Below are 22,592 nucleotides of genomic sequence, written 5' to 3' on the forward strand. Positions count from 1 at the left end.
TCGCGTCCGCTGTGGTGACGCGGAGCGTCATGGGCTGCATTCCCACGCGGAGCGTGGGAACGATCTACGATCTAGGCGCAGGTTTTTTACTTCTTCAGGTCTTCAGCACCCTGCAACGGCTCATCGCCCAGCAGCAGGTCTTTGTCATGGCTGACCTGTTCTTCTTCGAACAGGCGCCAGGTCCTGTCGCCTTCCACACCAAGCAATTCCACGAAGCGCCGGCCTTCGACCTTGTCGGTGACCTGGCCGAGGTAGCGGCCTGGTTCACTCTCGCTGCGGGCCAGGTTGATCTTGCGATCCTTCTCCGGCTGGGTCGGCGAAATCAGGTTCAGTTCCAGGGTGGTCGGGTTGCTGTTGCCGGTCAGGTGCACGTCGACTTCACCGGTCAGTTCGTCCAGGTGCACGGTGGCGCGCAGTTGCAGGGTCTGGGCCAGCAGTTCGCGGTCGAGGGAGCGGTTGATGCCTTTGCCGGCTTCGTAGTAGTTGTCGTTGACCAGGTTGTCCGGGTTCTTCACCGCAATGGTCACCATGGACAAGGTCAAGGTCACCGAGCAGGTCAGGATCCCGATGATGATCCAGGGCCAGAGGTGCTTGTACCAAGGGCTTGCGGCAGTGGCTACGGGCATTGTTTTGCTCTCTGATTATTAACGGACTTGTGGGCCGATGAATCGGCTCTTGGCTTCAATGTTGACACTGTCGTCATCGGCATCCCGGAGGATGAATTTCACTTCGTTGGTGCTCGACGGCAGTTGCTCGGGTGCGCTGGACAGCTCCACCGGCATGCTGACGATATCCCCCGCAGCGACTTTGATCTCGCGCCGGCCTTGCAGCTTGAGGTCCGGCAGGCCCGAGGCGTCGAGCACGTAGGTGTGGTCGCGCTGGTCCTTGTTCATGATCTTCAGGCTGTAGACGTTTTCGATGCGGCCTTCGGCGTTTTCGCGGAACAGCACACGGTCTTTGCTGACGTCGAAACCGACCAGCGAACGCATGAAAAATGCGCCGACCAGCAGGCTGATCATCGCCAGTAACACCAGCGCGTAACCAATCAGGCGCGGGCGCAGCTTGTGGGTCTTTTGCCCCGACAGGTTATGTTCGGTGGTGTAGCTGATCAGGCCGCGTGGGTACTCCATTTTGTCCATGATGTTGTCGCAGGCGTCGATGCACGCCGCGCAGCCGATGCACTCGATTTGCAGGCCGTCGCGGATGTCGATACCGGTGGGGCACACCTGCACGCACATCGTGCAATCGATGCAATCGCCCAGGCCCTGGGCCTTGTAGTCGACACCTTTTTTGCGCGGGCCACGCACTTCGCCACGGCGTGGGTCGTAGGAGACGATCAAGGTGTCCTTGTCGAACATCACGCTTTGGAAGCGCGCATACGGGCACATGTAGATGCACACCTGTTCACGCAGCCAGCCGGCATTGCCATAGGTGGCGAGGGTGAAGAACCCGACCCAGAAATACGACCAGCCATCGGCCTGGCCGGTGAAGAAGTCGAACACCAGTTCGCGGATCGGCGAGAAGTAGCCGACGAAGGTCATGCCGGTGACAAACCCGATCAGCAGCCACAGCGTGTGCTTGCTGAATTTGCGCAGGAATTTGTTGGCGCCCATCGGCGCTTTGTCGAGCTTGATGCGCTGGTTGCGGTCGCCTTCAGTGACCTTTTCACACCACATGAAAATCCACGTCCACACGCTTTGCGGGCAGGTATAGCCACACCACACACGCCCGGCGTACACGGTGATAAAGAACAGGCCAAAGGCCGCAACAATGAGAATGCCTGACAGCAGAATGAAATCCTGCGGCCAGAAGGTCGCGCCAAAAATGAAGAATTTACGCTCCGGCAAGTTCCACCACACCGCCTGGTGACCACCCCAGTTCAGCCACACCGTGCCGAAGTAGAGCAGGAACAGACCGGCGCCGCCGAGCATGCGCAAATTGCGGAACAGACCGGTGAAAGCGCGGGTGTAGATTTTCTCGCGCGACGCATAAAGGTCGACGGATTGACTGGCGTTTTTGGCAGGCGGGGTAACGTCATGTACCGGTATTTGGTTGCTCATCATTGCATCCCACGGCGGTGGAGATTTGCCTCGGCCAGTACGTGCCAACCGGGGTCAAAAATAGGGTCTTGCAGTGGCGTAATGATACGCCTCTGGTACGTCTGAACGGGTGCGACCTTTGGTCGCGTTGGGGGAAATCAATTGATGGTGTACGTGATCTGGATCAATTGACTTGTGAAGTATGGACGGTTTTCAGACGCAGAGGGCATTCGTCCCAGGGTCATAGTCAGCACGGGCACAGGCAGGTGGACACCACGATGCGCCCTGGTGAGCCAAGTCAGCCACGCGGTCGGTTTGTATGGAATTGATATCCACGCCGTAGGAGCCCTACGTTTCGATAGGTCGGAAATGACTTTTAACAGACTCGAATTTACACGAAGGAACTGTTCTTTTTAATTCTCCACTTAATGGGACCTTGCTTAATTCCAGGCAGAGGATATTTGAAGGAACAAATATATGGACGTAGGACGCCATTCATGTGTACCCAATTTTTCAGTGGGTCAACTTGCTAATGCGCTTAAAGCCGGCGAGCCCATTGATTACCCCCCGCCTTGTACTAACCCATTACCTGGACAGACAAATAGCCAATTTTGCTGAGGCCAGAAAAGAGGCACCGAAACAAGATGTTTTCAGCGATGCATTAGTGGCAGGTGCCACGTCGCCCAGCGGTACGAAAGAACTGAGATGGCACACTTCTGATGAAGAATCGTTATGTTGAACATGGTGATTTTGGTGGGGCCTCTTGGGAATCGGATTTTCTCTAACAACGTTAAGTCAATCATGCGGTATCTATTTTTAAACTAAAGGTGATCTATGAATGTAAACGCTCCGGTTGTAAATTCAACTAATAGCACTTTGCCTGTGGAAGCCCCCAAGCTCACACCCGCACAATTCGCTCAGTCTGCGAGTAACTTTTCGTTAGGTCTTTACTTGTTTTATAATTTCGAAACATTCGCCGACCCGAAAAGCGGGTATATCACGCCCGAGTCGCTCAGAAAAGTCGCTAATTCGGGTTCGCATGCTCCAATAGATCGCGCCTTCGCTGCAGAGATTCCGAAGCGGCACGACTTCATGTATGCGTTGGACAAAGATGGCAAGGGTCTGTTGGACAGTAAGATTGATCGGCAGAATATATTCAACGCAATCGCACCCAGCAGCGATGAAAAAAACTTCGGTGGCTGGAGTGATAAAGCCATGAGTAAGTACCTTGTCATGAACTTCAAAAAATTTACTGATCCGAATGATCCTAACTTTGTCACTCGAAGTTCTCTTGAGCGGGCGGCGCACTCAAAGGGCGAGGATGGGCTTACAGCAGAAGACTCATCGTTTGCAAGTGAACTGTTGCGCCGGCTGGACCTGTTCAAGAGGATGGATGCGGCGCCGAACGGCTCTCTTGATGACAAGATTGGTATAGATACGCTAAAAGAAATAGTCGGGTACTCAAGTGTAGAAACTTATGGTTCTCGATATCCTCAGAAGACTGAGTATGATGAAAGAGGGCAGGAGATAGCGAGTTATTACAAGGGGGATTATGCCGATTTCTGGACACGGTCGTCATGATCACCCTATAGAAGCCCGAGACTGTCTGTACAGTCTACCCTCGTAAGTAACAAAGCCCCGTCGGCGTTTGCTGCACGGGGCTTTGTGGTCTCTGAAGCCTTACTGCTCTGCGATGATTGTTCAGTGAGGTATTAACTATTAGAACGATTCCGTAAGAATACATGTGTGTGACGCTATATGTATTTCAGGAACGGCTGTTGGTTTATTCGCTACTCATGAGTACACCGTTCACTCTCAATCGGTGCAACGTAGAGGAGTACTTAAAGATGGAAATTGGAACATTCGTCACCCAGAAGCCCGCAGCTGAGCCAGCCGTGTACGAAAGGCCGACAGGTGCACGATATAGGCCGAGTGGCCAGGATGCCAAACAGGCGCAGCAGGTAGTGGAAAACTTTTCCAGGTTGGAAGACCCTCATAAAAAAGGGTATATCACCCTGGACTCGCTCAAGAAGATAGCCAATGGCAACGGTGACCCAGCCATCAAGCAGTTGGCGCTTGAGTTGCTGAATAATGAAGCGTTAAGGGACTTTGTCGGTAGCCATACGCAGAGCTATCCATTTGAACGTTTCGTCGGGGTGGTAGACCACTATCTGCCAAGTGATGTAAACGGGGCGCGTCCCTACGTTCGTGATTTCACTCCACAACCACTTGGGCCTATTCGAGTGGGCGCTCAACCTCGTCAATAGTCGCTGGTGCGTACTCATAAAACGTTTCGCCGATAGTAATCGGTGGGGCGTTTTACGCGCCCGGGAGGCGTAAGTTCATTCACTCCAGGGGTTTATCAGTGGGACACCGCTCGATTGAAAGTCGCTGACGTTGCGAGTAACCACGGTAAGCCCGTGAACCAGAGCGGTCGCGGCGATCAGTGCGTCACTTTCGTTCGCCAGGTCCGGCACATGCAAATGGGCACAACGCAGCGCAACGGCGGCATCAACCGGCAATATCCTGGCATCGAACGCTGGCATTACGTGACGTTTGAGCCACGTACGGAGCACTTTCCCCTGAGCCGGGTCTCGGCGCTCCATCCGCAGTACGCCGGTTTCCAATTCTTTCAGCGTAATGGCTGAGATATACATACGCAGCGCGATGACGCTTTTGGCCCAGGCGACGACGTTGGCGTCGGCCTGAGGTTTACGAAGTTCAGAGATTACGTTGGTATCGAGCAGGTACATTCAAGAGAGATCCACGGGGCGGTGAGTGATCACGGCACGTTCGGTTTCAAAGTCGATTTCGGCCGCTTCCGGCATCACCAACAGGTCGACGATGTCGACATTCAGACCTGTCAGTTTCTGGTAGTCCTCAATGCTTAGCAGTACATGGGCGGGCTTGCCGCGATCAGTGATAAAAACCGGCCCCTGACGGGCAGCTTTTTTGGCACCACTTGTGTCTTGATTGAATTCACGGCTGGAAATGGTGGTGATGGTCATGGGGTATCCCCCTTCGGCAGATTTAATGTAGTTACGTTACTACTTCGCCGCGGCGGTCGACAAGTTTGATGTTACGAGCGGTTGAGGGGCCAGTCGTTGAAATGGCAGGCGCCAGAAACGACAAAGCCCCGCAATCCGGGGCTTTGTCATGACTGAGGCTTACTGCTCCTCAGCCGGTTTATCCCCATGGGACAAGCTGTAAACATAGGCTGCCAGCAAGTGCACCTTGTCATTGCCTTGCAGCAACTCCTGCGCCGGCATCTGGCCCTGACGGCCATAACGAATGGTTTGCTGCAGTTGCGCGAAGCTCGACCCGTAGATGAATGCCCCCGGATGTGTCAGGTCGGGCGCGCCCATTGCTGGGGTGCCTTTACCGGCCGGGCCGTGGCAGGCCACGCAGTTGGCGGCGAAGAGTTTTGCGCCGTTGGCCACGTCGGCCTTGGCGCCTTCGGGCAGTTTGCGGCCGTCGAGGTTGGTCACCACGAAACCCGCCACGTCGGCCACACCTTGTTCGCCGATCACGTCAGCCCAGGCCGGCATCACCGCGTGGCGGCCTTTCATGATGGTTTCCTTGATGGTCGCCGGCTCGCCGCCCCAGCGCCAGTCGGCGTCGGTCAGGTTGGGGAAACCGTAGGCGCCCTTGGCATCGGAGCCGTGGCACACCGAGCAGTTGGACGCGAACAAACGGCCGCCCATCTTCAAGGCTTGCGGGTCCTTGGCGACTTCTTCAATCGGCATGGCGGCGAATTTGGCGAAGATCGGCCCGAACTTGGCCTCCGACTTGGCCATTTCCTTTTCCCATTCGTGCACGCCGGTCCAGCCGGTCTGGCCGTTGGCGAAGGGGGTTTGCTTATCGTTGTCGAGGTAGTTGTAGCCCGGCAACAGGCCTTTCCAGTTGCCCAGGCCAGGGTACAGCGCCAGGTAACCGAGGGCGAAAATGATGGTGCCGACAAACAGCATGAACCACCACTTCGGCAGCGGGTTGTCGTATTCCTCGATGCCATCGAACGAGTGGCCGACGGTCTCGTCCGTCTGCTCGGTGCGCTGGCCCTTGCGGGTCGACAGCAGCAGCCAGGTCAGGGCGAAGATGGTACCCAGACTGAGGACTGTGACGTACAGACTCCAGAACGTAGTCATTCTTTGTTACTCCTAGACGCTTGCTCGACGTGCTTGATGGCTTCGGGGTCATCCGCGAAGGGCAACATGGTTGCGTCGTCAAACTCCGACTTTCGTTTGGGGCTGAACACCCACAGTGCCAGGCCGATAAAGGCCACCATCACCACAACGGTGCCCAGGCCACGAATCATCCCGATATCCATGCAGGTCACCGTTTGCTTTTGATGAGGGTGCCAAGGCCCTGCAGGTAGGCCACCAGTGCGTCCATTTCGGTCTTGCCCTTAACGGCTGCGGCGGCACCGGCGATGTCTTCATCGGTGTAGGGCACGCCCAGGGTGCGCAAGACTTCCATCTTCTTCGCGGTGTCCTTGCCGTCGAGCTTGTTTTCCACGAGGAACGGGTACGCCGGCATTTTCGACTCAGGCACGACGTTGCGCGGGTTGTACAAGTGCGCGCGGTGCCAGTCGTCGGAGTAACGTGCGCCGACGCGGGCCAGGTCCGGGCCGGTACGCTTTGAGCCCCACAGGAACGGGTGGTCCCACACGCTTTCGCCGGCCACCGAGTAGTGGCCGTAGCGTTCGGTTTCGGCGCGGAACGGGCGGATCATCTGCGAGTGGCAGCCCACGCAACCGTTGGCGATGTAGACGTCGCGGCCTTCCAGCTCAAGCGCGGTGCGCGGCTTCATGCCTTCGACCGGCTTGTTGGTCACGTCCTGGAAAAACAGCGGAACGATCTGGGTCAGGCCGCCGATACTCACGGCGATGACCATGAAGAAGGCCAGCAGGCCGATATTCTTCTCGACTACTTCATGCTTCATCAGTGAGCTCCCACAACGGCGATCTTGGCGGCGGCTTCGGCTTCTACCGGGTCGGAGGCACTCACGGTGCGCCAGACGTTGTAGGCCATCAACAGCATGCCGCTGGCAAAGAACGCACCGCCCAGGGCGCGGACGATGTAGCCCGGATGGCTGGCTTGCAGCGCTTCGACGAAGGAGTAGGTGAGGGTGCCGTCATCGTTGATCGCACGCCACATCAGGCCTTGGGTGATGCCGTTGACCCACATCGAGGCGATATAGAGCACGGTGCCGATGGTGGCCAGCCAGAAGTGCGCATTGATCAGCCCGACGCTGTGCATCTGCGCACGGCCGAACAGTTTGGGGATCATGTGGTACAGCGCGCCGATGGAGATCATCGCCACCCAACCCAGGGCGCCGGCGTGCACGTGGCCGATGGTCCAGTCGGTGTAGTGGGACAGCGAGTTGACCGTCTTGATGGCCATCATCGGCCCTTCGAAGGTCGACATGCCGTAGAACGCCAGCGATACCACGAGGAAGCGCAGGATCGGGTCGGTGCGCAATTTATGCCAGGCGCCCGACAAGGTCATCATGCCGTTGATCATGCCGCCCCAGCTTGGTGCCAGCAGAATGATCGACATCGCCATGCCCAAAGACTGCGCCCAATCGGGCAGTGCGGTGTAGTGCAAGTGGTGTGGGCCAGCCCAGATGTACAGGGTGATCAGCGCCCAGAAGTGCACGATGGACAGGCGATAGGAGTAGATGGGGCGTTCGGCCTGTTTCGGCACGAAGTAATACATCATCCCCAGAAAGCCCGTGGTGAGGAAGAAGCCCACGGCGTTGTGGCCGTACCACCACTGGATCATCGCGTCCGTTGCCCCGGCGTAGGCCGAATAGGACTTGAACAGGCTCACCGGCAGGGACGCGTGGTTGACGATGTGCAGCATCGCCGTGACCAGGATGAAGGCACCGTAGAACCAGTTGCCCACATAGATGTGCTTGGTCTTGCGCTTGACGATAGTGCCGAAAAACACCACGGCGTAGGTCACCCAGACGATGGCCAGCAAAATGGCGATCGGCCATTCCAGCTCGGCGTATTCCTTGGTGGTGGTGTAGCCCAGCGGCAGGGTGATGATGGCGCCGAGGATCACGGCTTGCCAGCCCCAGAAGGTGAACGCGGCGAGGCCGTCGGAGATCAGTCGCGTCTGGCAGGTTCGCTGCACGACATAGTAGGAGGTGGCAAACAATGCACAGCCACCGAAGGCGAAAATCACCAGGTTGGTGTGCAGCGGGCGCAGGCGGCCAAAGGTTGTCCATGGCAAACCGAAATTCAATTCCGGCCAAACCAATTGCGAGGCGATGAACACCCCGAGCCCCATGCCAAGGATCCCCCAGACCACCGTCATGATGGCGAACTGGCGGACTACCTTATAGTTATAAGCAGTCGGACTGATTGCTGTGCTCATTCTAAGGTTCCACGGTTTAGGTTTTTTTATAGGTAAAATCGGCCGCAAGTATGTAGAAACCGAGGGGCCATTGCAACGCAATGACTGACCTGTATCAATGCGTTCCACGCCAGATTCTGCGCCCTTTCCATGTTTGGTGTAAGGACAAAATCCAAAATCGAAAGCTGATCGAGTGGACAAGAATTTTTTAGCGGGCAACAGCTGTTGCTGCGTACGCCGGAATCGGTCCACTGTGCAAGCAAGCGTAGACCCGATTAGCAGGAGGGGAAAGTTGGTCTCGGGAAGGGTGCGACACTTGGTCGCGTCATTTCAAGAACGAACACTGAACCTGTGGCGAGGGAGCAAGCTCCCTCGCCACAGGTCAGCGGTTACTCAGGTTGGCTTTCTGGCGTTGCGCCGTCAGCGGTGTGGGACAGGCTGTAAACATAGGCGGCGAGCAAGTGCACCTTGTCATTGCCTTGCAGCACTTCCTGCGCCGGCATCTGGCCTTGGCGGCCGTGGCGGATGGTCTGCTGCAACTGCGCCAGGCTGGTGCCGTAAATGAACCCGGCAGGCTCGGTCAGGTTCGGCGCGCCCATGGCTTCCACGCCGTGGCCTTGTGGGCCGTGACAGGCCACGCAGGTGGTGCTGAACGCGGCTTGCCCGGCGGCAAGGTCGGCGGTGCTGTTGGCCGGTAACGGCAGCTTGGCCAGGTCGTGACGCACATAGGCGGCGACGTTTTTCACACCGTCCTCGCCCAGCACTTCACCCCAGGCCGGCATCGCCGCGTGGCGCCCGTTGAGGATGGTGGCCTTGATCGCTTCAGCCGAACCGCCCCAGCGCCAGTTATTGTCTGCCAGGTTCGGGAAGCCATACGCGCCCTTGGCATCCGAGCCGTGGCACACCGCGCAGTTGGAGGCGAACAGGCGACCGCCCATCTTCAGCGCTTGCGGGTCCCTGGCGACTTCTTCTACCGGCATGGCTGAGAATTTGGCGAAGATCGGCCCGAATTTGGCGTCGGCCCTGGCCATTTCCTTGTCCCATTCCTTGGTCTGGGTCCAGCCGTCTTCATAGCCCGGCAACACGCCTTTCCAGTTGCCCAGGCCCGGGTAGAGAATCAGGTAGCCGACGGCAAACACCAAGGTGCCGGCGAACAGCATGAACCACCACTGGGGCAGTGGGTTGTCGTATTCCTCGATGCCGTCGAAGGCGTGGCCCATGGTCTGGTCGACGCTGCCTTTGGTCTCGCCCTTGCGGGTGCCGACCAACAGCCAGGTCAGGCCGATCAGGCTGCCGAGGGTCAATACGCAGATCCATGTACTCCAGAACGTCGTCATGGGCGTGTGCTCCTTGTTGCAGGCTCTTCTTGAGCGTCGGATGGAAGAGGTTCATCGGCGAAAGGCAGCAGGCGGGCCTGCTCGAATTCCGCATTGCGCCGGTTGTTGAACACCCACAGCGACAGGCCGATAAACGCGATGGCGACCACCAGCGTGCCAAGGCCGCGGATGGTGCCCGCATCGAATTCAAATCCCATGGCTCACCTCTTGCTCTTGATGGCAGTGCCGAGCACTTGCAGGTACGAAACCAGCGCGTCCATCTCGGTCTTGCCCTTGAGGCTGGCGACCGCGCCACTGATGTCGTCGTCGGTGTACGGCACGCCGAGGGTGCGCATCACTTTCAACTTGGTCTCGGTGTGGCTGCTGTCGACCGGGGCCGTGACCAGCCACGGGTAGGCCGGCATTTTCGACTCCGGCACCACGTTGCGCGGGTTGTACAAGTGCGCGCGGTGCCAGTCGTCCGAGTAGCGCGCGCCGACGCGGGCCAGGTCCGGGCCGGTGCGTTTGGAGCCCCACAGGAACGGGTGGTCCCACACGCTTTCGCCCGCCACCGAGTAGTGGCCGTAGCGTTCGGTCTCGGCGCGGAACGGGCGGATCATCTGCGAGTGGCACTGCACACAGCCTTCGCGGATGTAAATGTCGCGGCCTTCCAGTTGCAGCGCGGTGTAGGGCTTCATGCCCTCGACCGGCTTGTTGGTCACGTCCTGGAAGAACAGCGGGACGATCTGGGTCAGGCCGCCGATGCTCACAGCCAGCACCATCAGCAGCATCAGCAGGCCGACGTTCTTTTCAATCGTTTCGTGTTTCATCACGGACTCCTCAGGCCATCTGCGCGGCGGTGGCGGGTTCGGCGGCTTGCAGCGATGGCGCCGAGCGCACGGTGCGCCAGGTGTTGTAAGCCATCAGGAACATGCCGCTGAGGAACACCGCACCGCCCACCAGCCGCACGATGAAGCCAGGGTGGCTGGCCACCAGGGTTTCGACGAAGGAGTAGGTCAAGGTGCCGTCTTCGTTGACCGCACGCCACATCAGGCCCTGGGCGATGCCGTTGACCCACATCGAGGCGATGTAGAGCACGGTGCCGATGGTGGCCAGCCAGAAGTGCGCGTTGATCAGGCCAAGGCTGTACATCTGCTCGCGGCCGAAGATTTTCGGGATCATGTGGTACAGCGCGCCGATGGAGATCATCGCCACCCAGCCCAGCGCCCCGGCGTGCACGTGGCCGATGGTCCAGTCGGTGTAGTGGGAGAGGGCGTTGACGGTCTTGATCGCCATCATCGGGCCTTCGAAGGTCGACATGCCGTAGAACGCCAGCGACACCACCAGGAAGCGCAGGATCGGGTCACTGCGCAACTTATGCCAGGCGCCCGACAGCGTCATCATGCCGTTGATCATGCCGCCCCAGCTGGGGGCCAGCAGCACCAGTGACATCACCATGCCCAGCGACTGCGCCCAGTCCGGCAACGCGGTGTAGTGCAAGTGGTGCGGGCCGGCCCAGATGTACAGGGTGATCAACGCCCAGAAGTGCACGATGGACAGGCGATAGGAATACACCGGGCGTTCGGCTTGTTTCGGCACGAAGTAATACATCATCCCGAGGAAGCCGGCAGTGAGGAAAAAGCCTACGGCGTTATGCCCATACCACCACTGCACCATGGCATCCGTCGCACCGCCGTAGGCTGAGTAAGACTTGGTCCAGCTCACCGGCAGCGACGCGTGGTTGACGATATGCAGGATGGCCACGGTGATGATGAACGCACCGAAGAACCAGTTACCAACGTAGATGTGCTTGGTCTTGCGCTTCATGATCGTGCCAAAGAACACGACCCCGTAGGCGACCCAGACGACCGCGATCAGGATAGCAATCGGCCATTCCAGCTCGGCATATTCCTTGGACGTGGTGTAACCCAGCGGCAAGCTGATGGCAGCCAGGACGATCACCAACTGCCAGCCCCAGAAGCAGAACGCGGCGATTTTCGGCGCGAACAGCTGCGTCTGGCAGGTGCGCTGCACCGAGTAGAAGGAGCTGGCGAACAGCGCGCAGCCACCGAAGGCAAAAATCACCGCGTTGGTGTGCAGTGGGCGCAAGCGGCCAAAGCTGGTCCACGGCAAATCGAAGTTGAGTGCAGGCCAAACCAATTGGGCGGCGAGAAAAACCCCGAGCCCCATGCCGACGATGCCCCACACCACCGTCATAATGGCGAATTGGCGGACCACCTTGTAGTTATAGGCGGTACTTAAAGTAGTGTTCATGGTTCCCCATCCACGGTTCAACCCAAGCAAATGCGGCACTTGGGCTGGAGTTATAGGCAGACTAAAAAGCGAGGCAAGCATGGGCAAAGAGCACAAGGCCAGTATTGACGGGGATCAATGGGCGCAGTGTGTGCGTGAGCGCGGCTGGTTGTGGGATGCAGCGCAAGGGTCTATCGCGCGTACGCCGGTGACGTTGATCCTGGCCCACGGCGCAGGCGCGCCCATGGACTCGGGGTTTATGAACGACATGGCTGCACGCCTTGCCGGGCATGGCGTCAACGTGGTGCGCTTCGAGTTTCCCTACATGGCCCAGCGCCGTGTGGATGGCGGTAAACGCCCGCCGAACCCGGCGCCCAAACTGCTGGAAACCTGGCGTGAGGTGTACGCCGAGGTGCGACGTCATGTCGCTGGGAAACTGGCCGTTGGCGGCAAGTCCATGGGCGGGCGCATGGCAAGTATTCTGGCGGATGAGTTGGGTGCCGATGGACTGGTGTGCCTGGGCTATCCGTTTTATGCGGTGGGCAAGCCGGAAAAACCTCGCACCGAACATTTGGCCGGGTTGAAGACGCCGACGTTGATTGTGCAGGGCGAGCGCGATGCGCTGGGCAATCGGGCGGCGGTGGAAGGGTATGCGTTGTCGCCGAGCATCGAGGTGATGTGGCTGGTGGCGGGGGATCATGATTTGAAGCCGTTGAAGGCTTCGGGGTTTAGTCATGAGCAGCATTTGGAGGCTGCGGCGGTGAAAGTGGCTGGGTTTCTCCACTGATCATTCCCACGCTCCGCGTGGGAATGCAGCCCTGGACGCTCTGCGTCCGCTCTTGAAGCAGTGACGCAGAGCGTCACAGGAGGCGTTCCCACGCAGAGCGTGGGAACGATCTGTATCAGCGGTTGAAGCGCTCCACCAGCGAGTACTGGGTATTCGCGGTATGGGTAAGCTCTTCACTCAACTGCGCCGAGTTCATCGCCTGTTCCGACGTCTGATCCGCCAACAGCGCAATCGTGCTGATGTTGCGGCTGATCTCTTCGGCCACAGCGCTTTGCTCTTCGGTGGCGGCGGCGATCTGCGTAGTCATGTCGGTGATATTGGCCACCGCTTCACTGATGCCCACCAATGCCTGGTCCGCCTCCATCACCCGCGCCACGCCTTCTTCGGCCTGGCGATGCCCGGCGTCCATGGTTTGCACGGCGGCGGCAGCGGTGTGCTGCAGCTTGGCGATCAGGGCATGGATCTGCCCGGTGGACTCGGCGGTGCGCTGCGCCAGTTGACGGACCTCGTCGGCGACCACCGCAAAACCACGGCCCATCTCACCGGCGCGGGCCGCTTCGATCGCGGCGTTCAAGGCCAGCAGGTTGGTCTGGTCGGCGATGCCCTTGATCACGTCAACCACGCCGCCGATTTCATCGCTGTCCTTGGCCAACTGAGTGACGGTCACACCGGTTTCACCCACGGCGACCGACAGGCGCTGGATCGCCTCGCGAGTTTCCCCGGCGATATCGCGACCGCGACCGGTCAGGCGATTGGCTTCCTGGGTGGCGTCAGCCGTGCGCTGCACGTGGCTGGCGACTTCCTGGGTGGTCGCTGCCATTTGGTTGACTGCGGTGGCCACCTGCTCGGTTTCCACGCGCTGGCGTTCCAGGCCGCTGGAGCTGTTGTGCGCCAGGGTGTTGGACTGCGCGGCCTGGTCGTTGAGGTGCTCGGCCGTATCCTGCAAGCGCGTAAGGCAGGTCTTCAGACGCGCTTCCTGGCTGAGAATCGACATCTCCAGCCGCGCTTGTGCGCCACGGCTGTCGGTATACATCTGTGCGATCAACGGGTCGGACGTGGTCTGCTCCGCCAGGCGCAGCAAACGCTTGAGCCCGCGCTGTTGCCAGCTCAGGCCCAACAGGCCCAGCGGCACCGACAACCCCGCCGCCAGAGCAAAGCCCCAGTGGGAGTTGAGCGACGCGCCGATCATGAAACTCAACTGGCTGACCAGGATAAACGGCAGCCAGTCCTGCAACACCGGCAGCCACTTGTCCCGCTGAGGAACGGCCGACTTGCCCTGGTTGATCCGTTGATAGAGCGCTTCGGCCCGGCGGATCTGCTCGGCGGTGGGCTTGATGCGCACCGATTCGTAGCCGATCACCTGGTTGCCATCGAAGACCGGTGTCACGTAGGCGTTAACCCAATAGTGATCGCCGGTCTTGCAGCGGTTCTTAACGATGCCCATCCATGGCAAGCCTTGTTTGAGCGTGGACCACATGTGCGCGAACACGGCCGACGGCACATCCGGGTGACGCACTAAATTGTGCGGAGCGCGGATAAGTTCGTCACGGGTGAACCCACTGATCTCGACAAAGGCGTCGTTGCAGTAGGTGATCACGCCTTTGGCGTCTGTGGTGGAGATCAACCGTTGCTGAGCGGGGAAGGTACGTTCGCGCTGGGTAACGGGTTGGTTATTACGCATGGTTGTTCAATCCGCAAGGCTTTCAGGGGGTATCGGCAGGTGTGGGCAATTGTTGAGGAAATTTCTGAAGGTTATTTGCTTCAGCGATCTATCCCGCAGTGTCGGCAGTATTACTGGGCAGCTTAGATCATGAAGTCGGTATGTGTAGGAAATATCTGAAGGGTGCGAGATTAGTTGAAGTAAGAAATGGATGTATTTCGTGTGTCATGTTGTTTTTTTGAAGATGAAGAATACCTTTGAGTTGTAGGTGTGCGGCCTTTTAAAGATTGGGTGCACTTAACTAACAGTCAATAAGCGCACTTGATTAATCTTCAAAAAGCGCGTCAGAGACTTCATCTTAATGAAAGACACTACGCTTGTTTATCGTTGCCACATTTGTGCGCGTAATAATATTGTGCCCGGCGCGGAGGGGCGCGGATGATTCCGGTCTATCAGCCCTTTCTGGGCGGGCGCGAAAAGGAATACGTCAACCAGTGCCTCGACTCGACATGGATATCTTCTCGAGGAGAATTCATTCCCCGCTTTGAAAACGAGTTCGCCCGCTACATTGGCGCTGCGCACGCCACCACGGTGAGTAACGGCACGGTTGCCTTGCATCTGGCAATGGCTGCCCTGGGGCTTGGGCCTGGCGATGAAGTCATTGTTCCTACACTGACGTACGTGGCATCGGTCAACACGATCATGCAGACCGGGGCCAAGGTGGTCTACGCCGAGTCCCACGCCGATACCTGGAATATCAGTGTCGAGGACGTTCGCCGTCGAATTACGCCACACACCAAAGCCATCATGATTGTGCATTTGTATGGCCTGGCCTGTGACATGGATGGGCTGGTTGCGCTCTGTCGGGCGCATAACCTGCTGTTGATCGAAGACTGCGCCGAAGCCTTCGGCTCCTTGTATAAAGGCCGGCATATCGGCACCTTCGGTGATGTCGCCACCTTCAGCTTTTTTGGCAACAAGACCATCACCACCGGCGAAGGCGGGATGGTGGTGTGCAAAAGCCGCTTTGTGCACGAAAGGGCCTGCCACCTTAAAAGCCAGGGCGTTTCCAAGACGCGTGAGTATTGGCACGATGAGTTGGCGTTCAACTACCGAATGACCAACATTTGTGCGGCCATTGGCCTTGCTCAATTGGAACGTGCGGACGAGATTCTCGCACTTAAGCGCCAAATTGCCGGTTGGTATCATCAAACGCTTGAAGGGCTGCCGTTGCGCATGCACGCGGAGCAGCCAGGCACCCGCCACTCCTATTGGATGTGCTCAGTGCTATTGGACGATCCGAGCCGGCGTCAGGCGTTACGTGATCACCTCAAAAGCCAAGGCATAGAGACGCGCCCGCTGTTTGCGCCTGCTCACACCATGCCGCATTGCAAGACCAATGAAGACTTCCCGATCGCACAAGACCTCAGTGCGCGCGGAATGAACCTTCCCAGTTATCCGACGCTGAGCCGTGAGCAAGTCGTGCACGTGGCTGATGCGATTCGCCGTTTCTTTGCCGACTGATACGCAGGGGCAGGTTGATAAGTTGACTTGGGCCACCTTCAAACTTCAAGCAGCCAATGGCCGATGAATGTTTGGACTCACTCTATTTGCTCAGGTGACGTGATGTTTTTGTACTTTTCCCGTGTGTGGGATGCCCGTTACTTTTGGGTTCACCTTTCGCTGGCTGATCTTCGATCCCGATGGCGGCGTTCTTTTTTTGGCATTGTATGGTCAGTTATCCAGCCGTTAGGCCTGACGCTGTTACTGACGTTAGTGTTCAGCAAACTGTTTAATGCGGACATTGTCACGTACGCGCCTTATATTCTTTCCGGGATCATCGTGTGGGAGTGTATATCGGCGAACACCGTGGCGGGTTCATTGTCATTTGTTCAGGCAGACGCCTACATCAAGCAATGCAATCATCCCCTGGCGATATATACCTTGCGCACGGTGTTGAGCAGTAACATCGTTTTACTGCTGGCCAGTATCTCGCTCTATGGCTGGGTAGTCGTGGTACTTCCACAGAATATTGGCTGGAGCTGGTTGGCCTCATTGACGCTGTTTCCGGTGCTGGCGTTGATTGCGTGGCCTGTCTCTACCCTGTTGTCCTACGTGAGTACGCGTTTTAGAGATGTTCCCCACGCCCTTGGGCTGATCATGCAGTCGTTATGGTTTATTTCACCGGTGTATTTTGAAGCCAAGATGTTCAAGAACGGCGGGCTTCATGCACTGGTCGATTACAACCCTATTTACCACCTGCTGCAATTGATACGTGCGCCCTTGCTTCAGGGCGAATGGCCGACGTGGCAAAACTACGCATTCAGCATCGGGCTTGCGGTTTTTTTTGCTGTGTTGGCAATTGTCGTTGGTAGCAGGGTTGAGCGCAAAGTGATCTTTTACCTATGAAAAATAATCGGATTCTGCTTCAGGGCGTTAATCTTCATTATGCCTCGGTGGCTTATAAAGAACGTTCGTTGAAGTCCCTGATGGCCGGTGCGTTTGGTAATAATCACGCCCGCTCAAACGTGGCTGACATCCATGCGCTGAAAAATATCAGTGTCGAAATAAACAGCGGGGAACGTGTCGGTTTGCTTGGGCACAACGGGGCAGGCAAAAGTACCTTTTTGAAAACGGTCGCCGGGCTCTACCCCGTTTCAAGTGGCCTGCTGAAGGTTGAAGGGCAAGTGCGCTCCCTCTTTGATTTGAGCCTGGGTTTCGAGCCTGATGCGACCGGCCGCGAAAATGTTCTATACCGAGGACTGTTGCTGGGCCTGTCGCCTAAGTTCATGCGTGAGAAAGCCGACGAAATAGTCGAGTTTGCCGGGCTTGGGGAGTTTATCGACTACCCGATAAAGACCTATTCGGCCGGCATGCAAGTCAGGCTGGCGTTTGCCATTTCCACGACAGTGGGCGGCGATATATTGCTGCTTGACGAAGTGATCGGGGCCGGCGATGCGAACTTCATGGCCAAGGCCAGGGATCGAATTACCGGGTTAATCGAGCAAGCAGAAATTCTGGTCCTGGCCACCCATGATTTCAGTGCATTACGTTCGATATGCAATCGGGGCCTGGTCTTTCATCACGGTGAACTGGTGTTTGACGGTGGCTGTGACGAGGCAGTGGCTGAATATAAAGTTATCAATGGGCTGGCCCAATCTTGAAAACACTCAGAGTCCTTTGGCTGCTCAATCACACGACATTGCGAACCTTCGAAGTTGAACAGCTGAGCGCCTTGGGTGTGAATGAAGTGTTTATGCCCAAACGCTTTCCCTATGATGAGGGGAATTTGTCAGCCGATGTCGATTTCAGCTTTGATGCGGCGTTAACAATCCCCCAGTCAGACGTGGATATTCTTAATTCGCAGGATTGGTATGCCAACCCCAGCGAAGAAGCCTGGCGAATTGCCAATGCTTACTTTGATATTGCCGTGGTCGGCTTCTTCGTGCCGCAGATCACAAGTGCTGTTCGCCATTTTCGCGGCGCTATCGTATTGCGGGTATTTGGGTTGTCCAAGGGCTTCAGCTATTCGCAATTATTGTATGAAGCAGCGGGTGAGGCGCTCGTGCGGGATATCAAAGCCATAGGCTCACGTTTCTGGTTGGGTACTGGCTATCAGCATTTGAAGGAGGCAGAGCAGCATTTTTTGGCGAGCAGGGACTGTTTTCTACCCGTCGGTTTGAAAGGCGACGCCACGCCCGAACAATGGGAAGGGAATTTGAACAAGGTGATGTTCGTTTGCCCAAGGATTGGATCATCTGCCTATTTTGAAAATATCTATAAAAACTTTATTCACGATTTTTCTGATATCGAATACACCATTGGCGGTGCGCAGCCTATCGCGGTCCAGGATAAACATGTCATAGGCTTTGTGTCCCGTGAACAGCATGAATACAACATGCGGCAGCACAAGGTGATGTTCTATCACTCCCGTGAGCCCAATCATATTCATTATCATCCCTTTGAAGCCATTCGTGCGGGCATGCCTTTATTATTCATGGCCGGTGGAATGCTCGATAAAATGGGCGGGGCTGCATTACCAGGGCGCTGCAAAACCGTGGCAGAGGCCAAGGCTAAAGCCAAACGACTGATGCGTGATGACCAAGGTTTTATTCAGCGTATCCGCGACACCCAGAGGGTGTTGCTTGAGCCGATGAAAGCCAAGAACTGTGAGCAGGCTTGGCAGCGTGGATTCACGCAAATAATCAACAGGCTTGAGTCCTCAAGAAAGGACAGCCTGGATCTTCCTGTTCGCCGCAAGCGAATTGCGGTGATTGTGCCGGTGGAGTACAGAGGTGGCAGCCTGCGGGGCGCCAAACTTGTCGCCAACGCCTTGTACCAGGGCAGCCGTCAAGCGGGCGAACCGGCCGATATCGTCTTCCTGCATCTGGACAACTCGCAGAGCTATCCGCCTGACGCGTTCAGAGACCTTGAAAAGGGCATTACGATTCGCGCCTATCAATGGGGCGTTCTAGACGCCATGCCGGCCCGTCGGGCGATGCGCTATGCCGGGCATGAGGGCTGGGAGCCGAAAAGCCCGCGCTACCTGATTGTTGATGATGGGATAAACAATCTTCAGGAGTGTGATGCCTGGCTGGTCATATCCGATCGTTTGAGTGCACCGCTCTTACCCCTGCGGCCGTCGGTGCTGATGGTGTATGACTATCTTCAACGGTATACGCCGATACTTCCCTTTGGCGCTGATCAGCCATTTCTAGAAGCAGCAAGAGCCGCGTCACAAGTATGGGTGACCACTGAATTTACCCAACAGGATGCCTTGAACTACGCCGGTGTGCCCGCCAATAAAGTCTTCAAGTTGCCGATGCTCGCGCCCGATTTTTCCAGCACACAGGCGTGTGCCATCGACCACTCGGACTATTTTGTATGGACGACGAATTCGGCATTGCACAAGAACCATTTGAATGCAGTGGAGGCCTTAAAGATTTATTACGAAACACTGGGCGGAACACTCGAATGCAGAATGACCGGCGTAGACACGAAGGGGTTATTTAAAAGCTCATTGCCCCATCTCAAGCAGGTAGCGAACAGGCTTGTTAAGCATTCACAGGTACGCGCGCGTATCAAAATTTTGGGTGAGTTGCCGGAGCGCGATTATCAGGCTGTGCTTTCCCGTGCTGCCTTTTTGTGGCACGCCGGTTCAATAGACAATGGAACGTTCAGTGTCATCGAAGCGGCCACTCTGGGTGTGCCTTCATTAAGCAGTGATTACCCGGCGATGAGGGAGATCGATCAACAGTTTTCCCTGGCGTTGAGTTGGATGCGGTCGGACGACCCCGCGCACATGGCCAGCCAGCTTAAAGACATGGAACTTACCTATTTGGATCGTCGCAAGACGCTACCGTCGTCTGAGGTATTGCATGAGCAACGTGTAGAAAAGTCAGCAGGTGCCTATTGGCAAGTTGTCAGGGGGTGCTTATGAAACAGTTCGGGATTTACTTGGCCTACGCGCCAGGTGTGGACCTGCGACATGAAGGGTTGGGCCGCTACCTTGCCGCGTTCCTTAAAGGGGCAGCCGAGCGTGATGATGTAAAGTTTACGTTGGTCTGCCCGAGCTGGACAAAAAAAGCACTGCATGACTTGTTTCAGAGCGAAGGTGTTCAGGACGGCGTGTTCGAGATTGTATGTCCGCCGAATATTCCGTTGATCTTGCGCGGTTATGAACACTATATCGCTGGAAAGACACGGCTTAAAAAACCGTCGCTGAAGCAACGTATCGTGAAAACGCTGTCTTCCTGGAAGGCGATGTTCCTGAGTCACGTTGAAGAACGCTTGATTGCGGTTGACTCTTATCGGGGTGTGGTCCGCCTGGGCCTCGAAGCGGCGCCCTTGTGTTTACTGCTCTTGTTGATAAGCCCCTTACTGATCCTTGTTCCGCTGTATAGGCTTCAATTGAAGCTCAACGGTGTTGCGCAGAAGTGTTTTCGGCCGGTGAAACGCTTGATCAACCCCTTGCTGGTTTCTGCGAAGGCTCCAAAGGAGGATACGTTTGTCCTGCGCCTGTACCGTCGAATGGAGCAGGTTGAGTCAGACCGTATGTTACAACTGATCAACACCCTGACAGAGGTGAAGGCGTGGTACGGCCCTACGGCTTTTTGGCCGGCGTTCAATAAGATTCAAGCGCCCCGTCTGATGTGTGTGCCGGATGTTGTGCTAGCGGATTTTCCGGTTGGGTTCTCGCAGGTGGGCGGGGAACGATTTCTACAGGTTTACGAACGCGTAGAGGCTGCCATTCAGGGCGGACAACACTTCGTCACCTACAGTCAGCAGGTGAAATGGCAAACGCTTGTTGAGCGATACGCGCTGAAGTCGTCAGCTGTTTCGGTGGTTCATCATGCGCCCAATGACCTCAGCGGGCATATCGCCGTTAAAGGTTGCGTAGACGCAGAGGCGGCGTCCAAAAACTATTGTGTGATGCTCTTTAAAAGGGCACTGAGAAAAACCTCAAACCCGGCGTATTCGTCCTCGTTTGCCAACGGCGATGTAAAGTTCATTTTTTATGCGAGTCAGTTTCGCCCGAACAAGAATTTAATGTCTCTGTTGAAAGCCTATAAGCACCTCCTTCATAACCGCTTTATTCGGCACAAGTTGATACTCACCGGTAACGCTGAGTGGTTTGCGCCGGTGAAGGCCTTTATCCGCGACCATCACTTGGAAAATGACGTGCTGTGTATGCATGGGTTGTCAGTGGGCGAATTGGCTGCGTGTTACTCGTTGGCAGATTTGGCGGTGAATCCGAGCCTGAGTGAAGGCGGGTGTCCGTTTACGTTTACTGAAGCCTTATCCGTCGCAACCCCCGTGGTCATGGCGCGCATACCGGTCACGGAAGAGATCCTGGTGGATGCCGAACTGCAAAAGGTGACGTTTTTTGATCCCTATGATTGGAGGGATATCGCCTACCGCATTCAGTGGGGCGTGCAGAACCGTGATGAGTTGCTGGGTATTCAACTGCGTGCCTACGCGTCGCTCGCCAGGCGCAGTTGGGCGGATGTTGTAAACGAGCACATCGAAATATTGGAGGCTATCTCCAGAACCGACTCCGCCGCACAGGAGCACGCCCTATGAGCCCATTAGAGGGTTTGTTGATCCTTGGCTGTGGTGGTCATGCTCGCGCTGTGGCGGATGTCGCATTGGCGTTGGGCGTGAAACACCTGTGTTTCGTAGACCACCATGCGCGGCCTGATGAAACCTGTGGGGCGTTTCCGGTGCGTCGCAGTTGGGATGAGGATCTACCGCAGGGATGGTCTGTCATGCCTGCCTCGGGAGACGGCGCCCGCCGACAAGCGCAGTGCGATTGGGTGGATCAGCGTGGTTGGCCTTTAGCCACGCTCGTGTCCCCAACCGCCACAATCGGCTTCTGTTCGACATTAGGCATGGGTACGTTTGTAGGGCATCACGCGCATGTCGGCCCTCTGGCCTCCGTGGGAATGGGGTGTGTGGTCAATACCGGAGCGATCGTTGAACATGAATGCACGATCGGTGATTTCACGCATATCTCCATCAATGCTGCAGTCGCGGGAAGGTGCCATGTTGGACAGTTTTGTTTTATTGGTGCGGGGTCGACCGTTATTGACGGCGTGAAGATCGCGGATGGCGTGACGTTGGGCGCAGGGGCGTGCGCGCACCGTGATTTAGGGGAGCCTGGCGTCTATGTGGGCGTGCCGACGCGCAAGCTGATCAAGTGCACCTTGGCATGTTAATCGCGCACCTTGCGCCTCTTTCCAAGCGCCGAATTGATCGTCGTTTACTGCACCGCTCGCCTGCATCCGGATGTAAGGCCAAGTTCGGCACAACACACCCACTTGCCCATGCGTTTCGTCACCAGTACTTCACACTAAAAAGCGACAGCCCTCGGCAGGGCTCTAGACCGTGGCAGGCAGCGGTTTAGACGCCTTCTGAGCGGGTGCTCAGAGCTACCCACTGAAAAGTGACATGTTTTATCCAGAGGCCAGTTTTCCAAAGATGAAAAACAGATTTGGCGATAGGAATATTCCGTATTTTCCTAGACATAAATAGTCATTTAAATAAGAATGTTGGCGCTAGTTTGTAAGAAAACCCACTATGTTTTTCCCCCTGGACGCTTCGGCGATTTCACTTTATTTAGCTGAAAGACTCTACGTCACTTTGTTTTCGGGTCTGCCGCATCGAGGGGGCGAA

At 56.7% G+C, this 22,592-nt stretch carries 22 protein-coding genes; 9 read left to right on the forward strand and 13 right to left on the reverse strand.

The window, feature by feature from the left end:
* Positions 1-86 precede the first annotated feature (86 nt).
* Entirely contained in the window at positions 87-626 is a 540-nt protein-coding gene (locus tag L8I05_RS01060; protein ID WP_242166907.1) for a FixH family protein, read from the reverse strand.
* 18 nt (positions 627-644) lie between these two features.
* A complete protein-coding gene (ccoG, locus tag L8I05_RS01065; protein ID WP_242166908.1) occupies positions 645-2,060 on the reverse strand; it encodes a cytochrome c oxidase accessory protein CcoG in 1,416 nt (471 codons plus the stop codon).
* A gap of 813 nt (positions 2,061-2,873) precedes the next feature.
* Between ccoG and L8I05_RS01070 the strand changes: the two genes are divergently transcribed.
* Complete coding sequence (locus L8I05_RS01070) at positions 2,874-3,620, forward strand: hypothetical protein (protein WP_242166909.1); 747 nt, start codon at positions 2,874-2,876, stop codon at positions 3,618-3,620.
* A 266-nt stretch (positions 3,621-3,886) separates the two neighbouring features.
* Positions 3,887-4,306 carry a hypothetical protein gene (locus L8I05_RS01075; protein ID WP_242166911.1) on the forward strand — a complete coding sequence of 140 codons (420 nt, stop codon included), beginning with the start codon at positions 3,887-3,889 and terminating at the stop codon, positions 4,304-4,306.
* Between the two features lie 75 nt (positions 4,307-4,381).
* Here the strand turns inward: L8I05_RS01075 and L8I05_RS01080 are convergent, their stop codons facing one another.
* From L8I05_RS01080 to ccoN (L8I05_RS01125), 10 genes are all read right to left on the reverse strand, one after another.
* Positions 4,382-4,792 carry a type II toxin-antitoxin system VapC family toxin gene (locus L8I05_RS01080; RefSeq protein WP_242166913.1) on the reverse strand — a complete coding sequence of 137 codons (411 nt, stop codon included), beginning with the start codon at positions 4,790-4,792 and terminating at the stop codon, positions 4,382-4,384.
* Positions 4,793-5,047 (reverse strand): type II toxin-antitoxin system Phd/YefM family antitoxin, encoded by a 255-nt coding sequence (locus L8I05_RS01085; RefSeq protein WP_101272438.1) that lies wholly within the window; start codon positions 5,045-5,047, stop codon positions 4,793-4,795.
* Between the two features lie 159 nt (positions 5,048-5,206).
* Positions 5,207-6,184, reverse strand: coding sequence for a cytochrome-c oxidase, cbb3-type subunit III (gene ccoP, locus L8I05_RS01090; protein WP_242166915.1), 978 nt, complete (start codon positions 6,182-6,184; stop codon positions 5,207-5,209).
* Positions 6,181-6,366: a CcoQ/FixQ family Cbb3-type cytochrome c oxidase assembly chaperone gene (locus tag L8I05_RS01095; RefSeq protein ID WP_016775513.1), complete on the reverse strand. Its 186-nt coding sequence runs from the start codon at positions 6,364-6,366 to the stop codon at positions 6,181-6,183. Before L8I05_RS01095 ends, ccoP (L8I05_RS01090) begins: the two co-directional genes overlap by 4 nt.
* 5 nt (positions 6,367-6,371) lie before the next feature.
* A complete protein-coding gene (ccoO, locus tag L8I05_RS01100; RefSeq protein WP_159958854.1) occupies positions 6,372-6,980 on the reverse strand; it encodes a cytochrome-c oxidase, cbb3-type subunit II in 609 nt (202 codons plus the stop codon).
* Positions 6,980-8,422, reverse strand: coding sequence for a cytochrome-c oxidase, cbb3-type subunit I (gene ccoN, locus L8I05_RS01105; protein WP_159958852.1), 1,443 nt, complete (start codon positions 8,420-8,422; stop codon positions 6,980-6,982). Before ccoN (L8I05_RS01105) ends, ccoO (L8I05_RS01100) begins: the two co-directional genes overlap by 1 nt.
* A 368-nt stretch (positions 8,423-8,790) precedes the next feature.
* Positions 8,791-9,738, reverse strand: a complete 948-nt coding sequence (gene ccoP / locus L8I05_RS01110; protein WP_242166917.1) for a cytochrome-c oxidase, cbb3-type subunit III — start codon at positions 9,736-9,738, stop codon at positions 8,791-8,793.
* A complete protein-coding gene (locus L8I05_RS01115; protein WP_159958848.1) occupies positions 9,735-9,935 on the reverse strand; it encodes a cbb3-type cytochrome c oxidase subunit 3 in 201 nt (66 codons plus the stop codon). The genes ccoP (L8I05_RS01110) and L8I05_RS01115 overlap by 4 nt, the downstream gene beginning before the upstream one ends.
* A gap of 3 nt (positions 9,936-9,938) precedes the next feature.
* On the reverse strand, positions 9,939-10,547 hold the full coding sequence (ccoO, locus tag L8I05_RS01120) for a cytochrome-c oxidase, cbb3-type subunit II (RefSeq protein WP_017134815.1): 609 nt from the start codon (positions 10,545-10,547) through the stop codon (positions 9,939-9,941).
* 10 nt (positions 10,548-10,557) lie between these two features.
* Positions 10,558-11,991 (reverse strand): cytochrome-c oxidase, cbb3-type subunit I, encoded by a 1,434-nt coding sequence (gene ccoN / locus L8I05_RS01125; protein WP_242166919.1) that lies wholly within the window; start codon positions 11,989-11,991, stop codon positions 10,558-10,560.
* Positions 11,992-12,070: 79 nt separating this feature from the next.
* Here ccoN (L8I05_RS01125) and L8I05_RS01130 point away from each other — a divergent pair, with 79 nt between their 5' ends.
* Positions 12,071-12,757: an alpha/beta family hydrolase gene (locus tag L8I05_RS01130; RefSeq protein WP_159958844.1), complete on the forward strand. Its 687-nt coding sequence runs from the start codon at positions 12,071-12,073 to the stop codon at positions 12,755-12,757.
* A 115-nt stretch (positions 12,758-12,872) separates the two neighbouring features.
* On the opposite strand, the gene L8I05_RS01135 is transcribed toward L8I05_RS01130, so the two are convergent.
* Complete coding sequence (locus tag L8I05_RS01135) at positions 12,873-14,438, reverse strand: PAS domain-containing methyl-accepting chemotaxis protein (RefSeq protein WP_159958842.1); 1,566 nt, start codon at positions 14,436-14,438, stop codon at positions 12,873-12,875.
* Between the two features lie 417 nt (positions 14,439-14,855).
* Between L8I05_RS01135 and L8I05_RS01140 the strand changes: the two genes are divergently transcribed.
* From L8I05_RS01140 to L8I05_RS01165, 6 genes are all read left to right on the forward strand, one after another.
* The gene (locus L8I05_RS01140) at positions 14,856-15,941 is read left to right on the forward strand and encodes a DegT/DnrJ/EryC1/StrS family aminotransferase (RefSeq protein WP_242166921.1); all 1,086 of its coding nucleotides are present in this window, start codon (positions 14,856-14,858) and stop codon (positions 15,939-15,941) included.
* A gap of 102 nt (positions 15,942-16,043) precedes the next feature.
* Positions 16,044-16,826 carry an ABC transporter permease gene (locus L8I05_RS01145; protein ID WP_159958838.1) on the forward strand — a complete coding sequence of 261 codons (783 nt, stop codon included), beginning with the start codon at positions 16,044-16,046 and terminating at the stop codon, positions 16,824-16,826.
* Positions 16,823-17,581: an ABC transporter ATP-binding protein gene (locus tag L8I05_RS01150; RefSeq protein ID WP_242166923.1), complete on the forward strand. Its 759-nt coding sequence runs from the start codon at positions 16,823-16,825 to the stop codon at positions 17,579-17,581. The genes L8I05_RS01145 and L8I05_RS01150 overlap by 4 nt, the downstream gene beginning before the upstream one ends.
* Positions 17,578-19,857, forward strand: a complete 2,280-nt coding sequence (locus L8I05_RS01155) for a glycosytransferase (RefSeq protein WP_242166924.1) — start codon at positions 17,578-17,580, stop codon at positions 19,855-19,857. Before L8I05_RS01150 ends, L8I05_RS01155 begins: the two co-directional genes overlap by 4 nt.
* The gene (locus L8I05_RS01160; protein ID WP_242166927.1) at positions 19,854-21,500 is read left to right on the forward strand and encodes a glycosyltransferase; all 1,647 of its coding nucleotides are present in this window, start codon (positions 19,854-19,856) and stop codon (positions 21,498-21,500) included. The genes L8I05_RS01155 and L8I05_RS01160 overlap by 4 nt, the downstream gene beginning before the upstream one ends.
* Positions 21,497-22,135 carry an acetyltransferase gene (locus tag L8I05_RS01165; RefSeq protein WP_242166929.1) on the forward strand — a complete coding sequence of 213 codons (639 nt, stop codon included), beginning with the start codon at positions 21,497-21,499 and terminating at the stop codon, positions 22,133-22,135. The genes L8I05_RS01160 and L8I05_RS01165 overlap by 4 nt, the downstream gene beginning before the upstream one ends.
* The last annotated feature ends 457 nt before the right edge of the window (positions 22,136-22,592 follow it).

It is taken from the genome of Pseudomonas sp. MONT-RG-20F-20-E-7-02 (assembly GCF_022662395.1).
In the GTDB taxonomy this organism is placed as follows: Bacteria; Pseudomonadota; Gammaproteobacteria; order Pseudomonadales; family Pseudomonadaceae; genus Aquipseudomonas.